The 11,665-nt window shown below is 71.5% G+C and carries 12 protein-coding genes; 5 read left to right on the plus strand and 7 right to left on the minus strand.

From position 1 onward, the window contains the following. Positions 1-26 precede the first annotated feature (26 nt). Positions 27-320, minus strand: a complete 294-nt coding sequence (locus DBP14_RS25355; protein WP_129309420.1) for a hypothetical protein — start codon at positions 318-320, stop codon at positions 27-29. Positions 321-445: 125 nt separating this feature from the next. Between DBP14_RS25355 and DBP14_RS25360 the strand changes: the two genes are divergently transcribed. After that, complete coding sequence (locus DBP14_RS25360) at positions 446-1,015, plus strand: hypothetical protein (RefSeq protein WP_129309421.1); 570 nt, start codon at positions 446-448, stop codon at positions 1,013-1,015. 13 nt (positions 1,016-1,028) lie between these two features. Here the strand turns inward: DBP14_RS25360 and DBP14_RS25365 are convergent, their stop codons facing one another. The 5 genes from DBP14_RS25365 to DBP14_RS25385 form a co-directional block, all read right to left on the minus strand. After that, positions 1,029-2,039: an LLM class F420-dependent oxidoreductase gene (locus tag DBP14_RS25365; protein WP_129309422.1), complete on the minus strand. Its 1,011-nt coding sequence runs from the start codon at positions 2,037-2,039 to the stop codon at positions 1,029-1,031. Positions 2,040-2,146: 107 nt separating this feature from the next. Next, on the minus strand, positions 2,147-2,986 hold the full coding sequence (locus tag DBP14_RS25370) for a DUF5336 domain-containing protein (protein WP_129312088.1): 840 nt from the start codon (positions 2,984-2,986) through the stop codon (positions 2,147-2,149). An 83-nt stretch (positions 2,987-3,069) separates the two neighbouring features. After that, complete coding sequence (locus DBP14_RS25375) at positions 3,070-4,056, minus strand: N-acetylmuramoyl-L-alanine amidase (RefSeq protein WP_129309423.1); 987 nt, start codon at positions 4,054-4,056, stop codon at positions 3,070-3,072. Between the two features lie 23 nt (positions 4,057-4,079). Continuing rightward, entirely contained in the window at positions 4,080-4,730 is a 651-nt protein-coding gene (locus DBP14_RS25380; protein ID WP_129309424.1) for a class I SAM-dependent methyltransferase, read from the minus strand. A 188-nt stretch (positions 4,731-4,918) separates the two neighbouring features. Then, positions 4,919-6,664, minus strand: a complete 1,746-nt coding sequence (locus tag DBP14_RS25385; RefSeq protein WP_129309425.1) for an MFS transporter — start codon at positions 6,662-6,664, stop codon at positions 4,919-4,921. A gap of 161 nt (positions 6,665-6,825) precedes the next feature. Here DBP14_RS25385 and DBP14_RS25390 point away from each other — a divergent pair, with 161 nt between their 5' ends. The 4 genes from DBP14_RS25390 (at position 6,826) to DBP14_RS25405 (ending at position 11,023) form a co-directional block, all read left to right on the plus strand. Continuing rightward, positions 6,826-8,025, plus strand: coding sequence for a lipid-transfer protein (locus DBP14_RS25390; RefSeq protein ID WP_129309426.1), 1,200 nt, complete (start codon positions 6,826-6,828; stop codon positions 8,023-8,025). A 149-nt stretch (positions 8,026-8,174) separates the two neighbouring features. Continuing rightward, a complete protein-coding gene (locus tag DBP14_RS25395) occupies positions 8,175-9,623 on the plus strand; it encodes an MFS transporter (RefSeq protein ID WP_164992405.1) in 1,449 nt (482 codons plus the stop codon). 51 nt (positions 9,624-9,674) lie between these two features. Beyond that, positions 9,675-10,214, plus strand: a complete 540-nt coding sequence (locus DBP14_RS25400) for a SigE family RNA polymerase sigma factor (protein ID WP_129309428.1) — start codon at positions 9,675-9,677, stop codon at positions 10,212-10,214. Between the two features lie 29 nt (positions 10,215-10,243). Then, positions 10,244-11,023, plus strand: a complete 780-nt coding sequence (locus DBP14_RS25405) for a hypothetical protein (RefSeq protein ID WP_241741035.1) — start codon at positions 10,244-10,246, stop codon at positions 11,021-11,023. Between the two features lie 13 nt (positions 11,024-11,036). On the opposite strand, the gene DBP14_RS25410 is transcribed toward DBP14_RS25405, so the two are convergent. Further along, positions 11,037-11,648, minus strand: coding sequence for a response regulator transcription factor (locus tag DBP14_RS25410; protein ID WP_129309430.1), 612 nt, complete (start codon positions 11,646-11,648; stop codon positions 11,037-11,039). Between the last annotated feature and the right edge of the window lie 17 nt (positions 11,649-11,665).

Raw genomic sequence — 11,665 nt, forward strand, 5'->3', positions numbered from 1 at the left:
TGGGGCGCTTCAGCGGGCCGTGCTTTTCAATGCCGGTGCAGCCGGTTGGCGATGGCGTGGCCCACGAACAGATACACCACCGCCGCCAGCCCGTACCCGGCGAGCACACGAGCCCACCCCGCGTCGAAGGTGAACAGGTCGTGGGACCAGCCCGCGAGCCAGTTCGCCGCGCTGTGCACACCCTGCACCAAGCTGTTGGCGGGGTTCGCGTCGAACAGGTCCATCAGGATCCACAGACCCAGGATGACAGCCACGATGTCGGCGGCGATCGCGACGACCGTCCCGGCCTGATTGGTGCCGTTGCGATATCGAGGGGACATGCTCTCCGCGTTGCCCGTAAACCCTCCGTGAAACCCGAACGGGTTCCCCCGGCTGGCGCACACGCGCACCGCGGGTGAGGCTTCCGGAGGAACTGCCCGCTCGGGGAGACATACCGGAGGACCCCGTGCCCGTACCGATACGGCGCCTCGCCGTGGCGCTCACCCTCTGCTGTGCCCTTCTCGTCGGCACCACGGCCTGTGGAAGCAGCGCGAAGAGCGGCACGAAGCAGTCCGCCGCGGTCGCCGCCGTCGACGCCGACACCCCAAGCCCGAGCACCTCCGCCGAAAAGCAGAAGTTCGCCAAGACCCGGTTCGTGCTGAACGCGGGCCTCGCCGCCGGTGCGACCTACCAGTGGATCGTGAAGCCGTGGAAGGCCGGCAAGTTCAAGAAGGGCGCCCACGGCCGCACGCTCGCGCTGGTCAAGGCCGGTCTCGCCGGTGCCTTCACCTACAACCGGCTCAAGGCCGCCGTGAAGAACGCCCAGGGCGATCCCACGCTCTCCAAGGCGCTCGCGCCGCTCAACGCCGCTATCGCCTCCCTGAAGGACCTCCCCTCCAAGCTCCGCAAGGGCGACGGCGACGCCGCGAAGTCCTTCGACGACGTCATCAACAAGGTCAAGGACGCGGGTAAGAGCGCCGGTGCCGAGGTGAAGGAGAAGGTGCCCTCGGCGAGCGAACTCAAGAGCGGCTCCTAGGAGTTCGGCGGGCCTAGGAGTTCAGCTCCGCCAGCACCCGGAGCGTGTGCGGGTCCGGTGACAGGGCGAGCAGGTCCGTCACCGGGCCCTTGCGCCACAACTCCAGCCGTTCGGCGATGCGTTCGCGCGGGCCGACCAGGGAGATCTCGTCGGCGAAGGCGTCCGGCACGGCCAGCACCGCCTCCTCCCGGCGCCCGGCGAGGAACAACTCCTGTATCCGCCGGGCCTCTTCCGCGTACCCCATGCGTGCCATCAGGTCGGCGTGGAAGTTCCGGGCCGCGTGTCCCATTCCGCCGATGTAGAAGCCGAGCATGGCCTTCACGGGCAGCAGCCCCTCGGCCACGTCGGCACACACCTTCACCCGGGCCAGCGGAGCCACCAGGAACCCCTCGGGCAACGCGCGCACCACGTCCCCGTACACCTCGGGCCGGCTCGGCGCCCAGTACAGCGGCAGCCAGCCGTCGGCGATCCGGGCGGTCTGCGCCACGTTCTTGGGCCCCTCCGCACCCAGCAGCACGGGCAGTTCGGGCCGCAGCGGATGGGTGATCGGCTTCAGCGGCCGGCCCAGTCCGGTGCCGTCCGCGCCCCGGTACGGCAGCGGATGGAATCGCCCGCCGCACTCCACCGGCCCCTCGCGCCGCAGCACCTGCCGTACGACGTCCACGTACTCCCGGGTCGCGGTCAGCGGCGACGCCGGGAACGGCCGGCCGTACCAGCCCTCCACCACCTGCGGACCCGACAGCCCGAGCCCCAGTAGCACGCGGCCGCCGGAGAGGTGGTCCAGGGTGAGCGCGTGCATCGCCGTGGCCGTCGGCGACCGGGCCGCCATCTGCGCGACCGCCGTACCCAGCTTGATCCTTGAGGTCTGCGCGGCGATCCAGGTCAGGGGCGTGAAGACGTCCGACCCCCACGACTCCGCCGTCCACACCGAGTCGTAGCCGAGCCGCTCCGCCTCCCGGGCCAGCGCCACGTGCTGCGGATCGGGGCCGCGCCCCCAGTACCCGAGTGCCAGACCGAGCCGCATGCCACCATCTCCTGACGTATCGTCAGTTCCTGTTGCCGCGCAGGCGACTGTACGACAACGGCCCCCCGCCCGGAAGGGCGGGGGGCCGCGTGCGACGGTCGTCCGGATCAGCCGCGCTGGATGCCGGAGGTGTCCTGCAGGACGCCGCGACGGCCGTCCTGGGTCTGCGCGATCAGCTGGGCGCCGCGCTGCTCGACGGCCAGGTACCAGGTTCCCGGGGCCAGTTCGGCGATCGGGGTCGGCGCGCCGTCCTCCCCGAACAGCGGCCGGGTCACCGGCACGGCGAACCAGAACGGCGAGAAGTCCCCGTCACCGGAGGCCGCCTGCGGCGCCGGAGCGGGAGCGGCGGCCTGCTGCGCGGGCGCCGGCTGCTGCCCGAACGGCTGACCCGCCTGCGGCTGGGCGCCGTACGGCTGCGGCTGGGCACCCGGGTAGCCGTAACCACCGGCCGGCTGGGCGCCGTAGGGCTGCGGGGCGCCGGGCTTGGCCGCGGGGACCAGGGGGGCCTGGAGGGCGGGCGCCAGCGGCGTGCCGAGGGCGGCGGCGGCCATGAGCAGCGTGGCGATGAGGGCGAGGATCAGGCCGGTACCGGCGTCCGGGCCGTCGCTGCTCGTGTTGCCGATGTTGTTCGCGCCGCCAGAGGGGTCGATGACGTTGCCGAGGGCGCTCAGCGCGGCGAACACCATGAAGGCGGCGCCGAACTGCCCGAGGTCCAGGCCGGCCACCTTGCGGGGCTGCGGCTGGGAGCGGCTCACGATGAGGAGCGCGGCGCCGATGATCCCTGCCAGGACGACGCTGAGCAGGACCGGTCCGCTCTCCCAGAGGTTCGGCATGCTGACGTCGCCGTCGCCGTCGTATGAGTAGTTGTCGAAGAACGACGCGATGAACAGCAATACCGCTGCCCCGATCACCACGCCGTCGCCTCTAGTGAGGGAGCGGATATTCACTTCAGGTCCTTCGTAGGTCGTCTCGTCGTCGGTAGACACTATCGTCAGCGTGATCCGGCTGTCCGGCCGGTTCCGCCCCTCGGTCACGACTCGCGCAGGAAACTCACGATTCCCTCAGAGATCCCTTGCGCCGCCTTCTGCCGCCAGGCGCCGCTGGTCAACAGTGCCGCGTCCTTGCTATCCCGCATGTTGCCGCACTCGATGAACACCTTGGGAACTGTTGACAGATTGAGACCGCCCAGGTCCGTACGCGTGACAAGACCGGTACCGCCGCCGAGGTAGTTGGAGGGCGGCTCGCCCGTCACGCGGACGAAGTCGCCGGCGATGCGCTCACCGAGTTCGCGGGAGGGGCCGACGATCGCCCGGGTGTCCGCGGCACCGGCGTGCACCGAGCCGGGCATGATGACGTGGAAGCCGCGGTTGCCGGGCGCCGAGCCGTCGGCGTGGATGGAGATGGCGGCGTCCGCGCGCGCGGTGTTGCCGATCCGGGCCCGCTCGTTGACACAGGGACCCCAGGCGGGGCTGCCGTCGTCATGGGTCAGCTTCACCGTGGCGCCCTCCTTCTGCAGGATCGCGCGCAGCCGGTGGGCGACGTCGAGGGTGAACCGGGCCTCCGCGTAACCGGCGTTGGTGGACGTGCCGGTCGTGTCGCATTCCTTCGAGTTCGTCCCGATATCCACCTGGCGGTTGATCTCGGACGTGTGCCGGAAGTTGCCCGGGTTGTGCCCCGGATCGATGACGACGACCTTGCCCTTGAGCGACCCGGACCCGGCGGGCACGCCGTCGCTCTGCGTCGCCGCCGGCCCCTTGCCGTCCTCCGAGGAGGAAGGTGAGGCGGACCGTGCGGCGTCCGACGGCGAGGACGACACGGCCGCGGAGGGAGCCGAGGAGGCGGACGACGCGACGGGACCCGCCTGCCCCGAGCCGCCCCCGGAGCCCCCGCCCACCGCGTCGTACACCACCCATCCCAGCAGCGCGCCGGGCACCAGCGCGGCCAGCGCCACGGTCAGCGGGGCACGGCGCGTCCGGCGCGGCCGCGGGGGATCGAAGTCAGGACCTACGTACGACACGCCAGCGACTCTAACCGGGCCGCTCAGATCCCCGTGCCGGTTCGCCGCAGCACGCGGAGCGAACCGGTGGCCGAGACCTCGGTGAAGGCGCCCGATTCCAGGGCGCGGAGGTAGATCCGGTACGGCGCCTGGCCGGTGAACTCGTCCTCGGGGTGCGGGAAGACGTCGTGGATGGCGAGGAACCCGCCCTCGGCGACGTGCGGCGCCCAGCCCTCGTAGTCGGCACTCGCGTGCTCGTCAGTGTGCCCGCCGTCGACGAAGACCAGGCCGAGCGGGGAGTTCCAGATCGACGCGATCCGCGGGGACCGCCCGACCAGCGCGACCACGTGCTCCTCCAGCCCGGCCCGGAACAGCGTGCGCCGGAACGTGGGCAGCGTGTCCATGAGGCCGACCTCGGGGTCGACGGTCTCCGGGTCGTGGTACTCCCACCCGGGCTGCTGCTCCTCGCTGCCCCGGTGGTGGTCCACGGTCAGCACACTCACCCCGGACTGCCGGGCGGCATCGGCGAGCAACACCGTGGACCGCCCGCAGTACGTCCCCACCTCCAGCAACGGCAGCCCCAGCCCCCCCGCCTCCACCGCGACCGCATACAACGCCAGCCCCTCATCCACAGGCATGAACCCCTTGGCCGCCTCAAAGGCCGCCACAACTTCGGGCTTGGGCACGGTGGACATGGCAGGACCTTCCGGTAGTACGAGCCAACGACCGCCCATGCTGCCCTACTCGCGGGTCACTTATCGACAGGGGGCAGGGGAAGCGCCCCCGAAGGGGCGCGGGGCTGTGCCGATATGCGGCTCCGCCGCGTGGGCGCGAGAAACCACGACGGACCGGCACCCGCGCACCAACAGAACCCGGCACCCCCTCAGGCGCTCACAGCCTCCCCCGGCAGGGAAAGGTCGAGGTCAACCGCCCTCTCCTCACCGGAGTGAACAGCGGCGGAGGCAAGCGGCCCATGGCCGGAGGCCTTCGCGGCCAACACGTAGGCCCCCTCCGCCGGCACAGCCACGGAGTAACTCCCGTCGGCCCCCGACACCGTCGCCCCCGCCTGCCGCCCCCGCCGGTCGATCAACGTCACCTTGGCCCGCGCCACCGGCGCACCCCCGGCGTCCAGGACCCGCCCCCGGAACCCCCGCAGCGCCGCCTCGGCGCGCTCGATCCCGGCCTCCTCCTCGCTGCTGGCCCGCAGCTGCGTGTGCTGCTGACTGGGCCGCGAGGACTTCGGCAGGAACAGGGCGAGCAGCAGCCCCGCCGCCACCGCGGCGGTCGCGATGAGGAACGACACCCGGAACCCGTGCATCGTGGGGATCTCGATCCCGCCCACGTTCTGGCCCGTGTTGGCCAGCACCATCCCGACGACGGCGCTGGAGACGGACGTACCGATGGACCGCATCAGCGTGTTGAGGCCGTTGGCCGCACCGGTCTCCGAGGCTGGCACCGCACCGATGATCAGCGCGGGCAGCGAGGAGTAGGCGAGGCCGATGCCGGCGCCGAGGATCATCGAGATGACGAGGCTCTGCCAGGCCGCGCTCATCAGGCCGAGCCCGGCGCCGTAGCCGATCGCGATGATGATCAGGCCGAGGATCAGGGTGATCTTGGGGCCGTACTTGGCGGACAGCCGCGCGTAGACCGGCGCGGTGAACATCATCGTCAGGCCGAGGGGCGCGACGAGCAGCCCGGAGACGACCATGGACTGCCCGAGGCCGTACCCGGTGGCCGTCGGCAGCTGGAGCAGCTGCGGCAGGACCAGCGAGACGACGAAGAACGCGACGCCGACCATGATCGAGGCGAGGTTGGTGAAGAGCACGGCGGGACGCGCGGTGGTGCGCAGGTCGATCAGCGGGGCCTTCAGGCGCAGCTCCAGCACGCCCCACAGGACGAGGACGACCGCGGAGGCGGCGAACAGGCCGAGCGTGGTGGCGGAGGTCCAGCCCCAGTCGCTGCCCTTGCTGATCGGCAGCAGGAAGAGGACGAGACCGGTGGACAGGCCGAGCGCCCCGAGCACGTCGAACGTGCCCTCGGCGCGCATCGGGGACTCCGGTACGACGAGGAGGGTGAGGGCGATGGAGACGACGCCGAGACCGGCGGCGCCGTAGTACAGGGCGTGCCAGTCGGCGTGCTGGGCGACCAGGGCCGCGGCGGGCAGGGCGAGGCCGCCGCCGACGCCGATGGAGGAGCTCATCAGGGCCATCGCCGAGCCGAGCTTCTCGCGCGGCAGCATGTCCCGCATCAGGCTGATGCCGAGCGGGATGGCTCCCATCGCGAAGCCCTGGAGGGTGCGGCCCACGATCATGGTGAGCAGGTCGCTGGTGAGCGCGCTGATCACGGCGCCCACGACCATCACGGCGAGGCTGGCTATCAGCATCCGGCGCTTGCCGTACAGGTCGCCGAGCCGGCCCATGATCGGGGTGGCGACGGCCCCCGACAGCAGGGTGGAGGTCAGGACCCAGCTGGCGTTGCTGGGGCTGGCGTCGAGCAGCTGCGGCAGGTCCTTGATGACCGGCACGAGCAGCGTCTGCATCACCGCGACCACGATGCCCGCGAAGGCGAGCACGGGGACCACGGCCCCGTTCACCGCCCGGGTGGGCTGTTCGGTCGTCGTGTCCGTCATGGTGTGAGGCCTCCCGCGTCGATAAGTGCTGGGTAAACCTCGTATGCACAGGCAACTATTCCGTTGCTTCGGGCCTCTAACGGATTCTTGACCGGTTCATGGGTTTCTGACCACTCGTCAGGGGCTGGTCACTTTGTGGAACACGTTCTACTCTGCGCGCCATGAAGGCTTACGTCGCCGGTGTCGGGATGACCAGGTTCGAGAAGCCCGAGACCCGCCAGTGGCAATACTGGGACATGGTGCGGGAAGCGGGCGGCAGGGCGCTCGCGGACGCCGGGATCTCCTACACCGAGGTGGAACAGGTTCCTGTCGGCTACTGCTTCCAGCCCTCCACCGCCGGCCAGCGCGCCGCCTACGAACTCGGGCTGACCGGCGTCCCCGTCTACAACGTCAACAACAACTGCGCCACTGGCGCGACCGCGCTCATGCTGGCCCGGCAGCTCGTCGAGGGCGGCGCCGCCGACTGCGTGCTCGCCCTCGGCTTCGAGAAGATGAAGAAGGGCGCGCTGGGCGGAGGCGCCGACGGCGGGGACTTCGCCACGTCACCCGTCGCCCGGCACTACGGCGTCATGGCCGCCCGGCACGGCTTCGAGGCGAGCCCGCCGACCGCCCAGATCTTCGGCGCCGCCGCCCGTGAGCACATGGAGCGGTACGGCACCACCGAGGCCCAGCTCGCCGCCGTCGCCGCCAAGAACCACCGGCACTCCGCGCACAACCCGTACGCCCAGTTCCGGGACGTGTACGACGTCGACGACATCCTCGCCGCCCGCACGGTGCACCGGCCGCTGACCAAGCTCCAGTGCTCGCCGACCTCGGACGGCGCGGCCGCGGCCGTGGTGGTGTCGGAGCGGTTCGCCGAGCGGCGCGCCCTGACCGGACTCGTCGAGATCGCCGGACAGGCCATGGCCACGGACACCGAGGAGTCCTTCGCCTCCGGCTCGTGCGTCGACGTCGTAGGACAGCCCATGTCCCGCGAGGCGGCCCGGCAGGCGTACGAGAGGGCGGGGCTCGGCATCGAGAACGTGGACGTCGTCGAACTGCACGACTGCTTCTCCGTCAACGAGCTGCTGACGTACGAGGCGCTCGGCATGTGCGCGCCGGGGGAGTCCGGCAAGCTCGTCGAGTCGGGCGCGACGACGTATGGCGGCCGGTGGGTGGTGAACTCCTCCGGCGGGCTGATCTCCAAGGGTCACCCGCTGGGCGCGACGGGCCTGGCGCAGGCCGCCGAACTGGTCTGGCAGCTGCGCGGGGACGCGGCGGAACGGCAGGTACCGGGCGCCCGCGTCGGCCTCGCCCACAACATCGGCCTGGGCGGCGCGGCGGTGGTGACCCTGCTGCGGGCGGTACGGGACGGGGGCTGACCCGGCGCCGCGACGGGGCTGGCCCGGCGCCGCGACGGGCGCTGACCCGGCCGTACCGCTGGGCGTCCGGTCGTACGACCCCGGACCCAGGACCGCGTCCGGCGAAATGCCGATGCAAGGACCGTAACCGGCTTGAGAGCATGACACTCATGCTCGAAGCCGCCGACACCTCGCCCGCCTCACCCCTCATATCCCGTCGTACGACACCCCCCACCTGGCTGGTGGTGGCCCTGGCCTGCGCCGGACAGTTCCTGGTCGTCCTCGACGTGTCCGTCGTCAACGTCGCCCTGCCGTCGATGCGGACCGACCTGGGGCTGAGCGCGTCCGGCCTGCAGTGGGTGGTGAACGCGTACGCCATCGCCTTCGCCGGGTTCATGCTCCTCGGCGGCCGGGCCGGCGACCTGTACGGCCGCAAGCGCATGTTCCTCGTCGGCCTCGCCCTGTTCACGCTGGCGTCGCTGGGCGGCGGCCTGGCCCAGGAGGGCTGGCAGCTGCTGCTGGCGCGGGCCGTGCAGGGCCTCGGCGCGGCCGTGCTGGCGCCCTCGACGCTGACGCTGCTGACCGCGGCGGTACCGGAGGGCCCGGCCCGCGCGCGGGCCGTCGCCACCTGGACCGCGGTGGGCGCGGGCGGCGGGGCCGCCGGGGGACTGGTCGGCGGGGTGCTGGTGGACGTGCTGTCCTGGCGGTGGGTGCTGCTGATCAACGTGCCGGTCGGCGCGGTCGTGCTGGCCGGCTCCGTGCTCTGGCTCACGGAGAGCCGCGCCGGGGACGGACGCCGGCTCGACCTCCCGGGCGCGCTGCTGGCGACGGCGGGACTGGCCACCCTGGCCTACGGCATCGTGCAGACCGAGGCCGAGGGCTGGACCGCCGCGGCGACGCTGGCACCACTGCTCGCCGGGCTCGCGCTGCTCGGCCTGTTCCTGCTCGTGGAATCCCGCACCGCGGCACCGCTGATGCCTCTGGGCCTGCTGCGGATCAGGTCGGTGGCCTCGGCGAACGCGGCGATGCTGGTGTCCGGCTCGGCCATGTTCTGCATGTGGTACTTCATGACCCTCTACGCGCAGAACGTCCTCGGCTACACACCGCTGGAGGCCGGGTTCGCCCTGGTGCCCAGCTCGCTGTCCGTCATCATCGGCTCCAAACTGGCCCCGCGCCTGATGCGGGTGGCGGGCGCCAGGACCGTGGCGACGTCGGGCACCCTGCTCGCGGCGGCCGGCTTCGCCTGGCAGTCCACGATGAGCCCCCACGGCGCCTACGTCACCGCCATCATGATCCCCGGCATCCTCATGATGCTCGGCGCCGGCCTGGCCGCGACCCCGCTCGCCTCCCTGGCCACCTCCGGCGCGGCCCCCGAGGAGGCCGGACTCGTCTCCGGCCTCATCAACACCTCCCGCACCATGGGCGGCTCCCTGGGCCTCGCGGTCATGTCCACCATCGCGGCGGCCCGCACGAGCCGCAACGCCCACACCGGCGCCGCCGAGTCCCTCACCGACGGCTACGCCCTCGCCTTCCGCACCAGCGCGATCCTGCTGCTGGCAGCAGCCGCCCTGATGCTGGCGTGGCTCCCGCGAAAAAATTCGCAGACGACTGCGAAGTGAGGCAACGATCCGGTGGGTCCGTGGACTCCTTTTGACATCTAGGAGGTGCCCATGGGGGATCGGAAGCAGGCTCGGAGCGAGGAGTTCCAGGGCTTTGTGGTCAGCCGCTGGCCGCGGCTGGTGCGTACGGCGTTTCTCCTCACAGGGGAGCAGCACGCCGCGGAGGACCTGGTCCAGACGACGCTCGAACAGGCTTTCGTGGCCTGGCGCAAGGTCGGCTCGGCGGACGATCCCGACGCCTACGTACGCCGCGTGATGGTCAACGCGCACGCGCGCAAGCACAGAAGAAGGCTCAAGGAGTTCCTGGCCCCGAAGGACGACTCCGGCCTGGTGCACGAGGTGGCCGACACCGGCGACGTGATCGGCCAGGCCGAGGACCGCAGCGCCCTGCTCACCGCGCTCGCCCAGCTGCCCCCGCGGCAGCGCGAGGCGGTGGTCCTGCGCTACTGGGAGGACCTGACGGAGACCCAGGCGGCCGCGGCGATGGGCTGTTCGGTCGGCACGGTCAAGAGCAACGCGGCCAAGGGGATCGCGAAACTCCGCACCATACCGGGCTTGGCCGACATGGTGACGCAGGGAGGGCGAAAGTGACGAGCGCGGACAGGGAGAGCAGGCACGACATGAAGCAGACGGACATCGCCCTCCTCCTCGCGGACGCCGCGGAGGACGTCGAGATCGGCATAGCCCCCGTGGACGCGGTCGTCCGGGGCGGCCGCCGCCGCAGGGCGCGGCGCTGGGCCGTGGTGGCGGCGACGGCTGTGGTCCTGGCGGGGTCGACCGGGGCGACGCTGGCGGTGACCGGGCTGCCGGGCCGCAACACCGCGGACGAGGCCAGCAGAGGAGCCTCGGTGGAGGAACGGCATGTGTACGAGCCGTGGATCACGCACATTGCCGTTGGTAAGTACGAGGGCAAGGGCTGGGGCGTGGGCATCAAGGTCTGGGGTCCGCCACGCAACCGGGCCGAGGCCGTCAAGCAGGTGAAGGCGCTGGCCGAATGGGGGCTCGTCCCCGCCGGCACGGGGAGTCCCTCCGATCTCATCGGCAAGACCAGCTACTACGTCACCAGCCACTACGACCAGCAGGGGATCAGGACGGTCACGTGGGACACCGTCGCGATGCCCCATCTCAAGGGCGCTGACCTGCGGGCTTTCCCGGCTCCCCTGACCGCGGACTCAGGCCCTTCGCGCCTGGTCGTGGGTCAGGTCGCGACGTCGGCCAAGCAGGTCACCTGCCACTGGAAGGACGGCAGGTCGACCGTGGGCAATTTGCTCCCCGACAACACCCCTAATGATCTGACGCAGGCGCAGATCAAGTCGGTGTACGGCTTCCCCGGGGCCAACTGGTTCGCGTGCGTGGCCCCCGGCGACACGACCTACAAGTCGGCGGAGGTGACCAAGTAGCCCTCGGGCCGGTTCACAGCCACCCCCGCTGCCGGGCCTCCCGGACCGCTTCCGTGCGGTTGCGGGTGGCTGTTTTGCCGATGGCCGAGGAGAGGTAGTTGCGGACGGTGGACTCGGACAGGTGCAGGCGGCTCGCGATGTCGGCGACCGTCGCGCCGTCCACCGAGGCCTCCAGCACCTCGCGTTCACGGGCCGTCAGCGGATTCGGTCCGGCGCTGAGGGCGGCGGCGGCCAGGGCCGGGTCCACCACGGTCTCGCCGGTGAGCACGCGGCGGATCGACGCGGCGAGTTCCTCCACCGGGCCGTCCTTGACGAGGAAGCCGGCGGCGCCCGCCTCCATGGCCCGGCGCAGGTAGCCGGGCCGGCCGAAGGTGGTCAGGATCAGCACCCGGCAGTCGGGCGCCCGCGTGCGCAGGTCCTCCGCCGCGTCCAGGCCACTCCTGCCCGGGAGTTCGATGTCCAGCAGGGCGACGTCCGGGCGGTGCAGCAGGACGGCGTCCACGATCGCGTCGCCCCGCCCGACCTGGGCGACCACCTCGATGTCGTCCTCCATGCCGAGCAGCAGGGCCAGGGCGCCGCGCATCATGCCCTGGTCCTCGGCGAGCAGCACGCGGATGTCGGTCACGTCCCGAGTCTAGCCAT

Origin of the sequence: Streptomyces sp. L2, assembly GCF_004124325.1 — a bacterium.
In the GTDB taxonomy this organism is placed as follows: domain Bacteria; phylum Actinomycetota; class Actinomycetes; order Streptomycetales; family Streptomycetaceae; genus Streptomyces.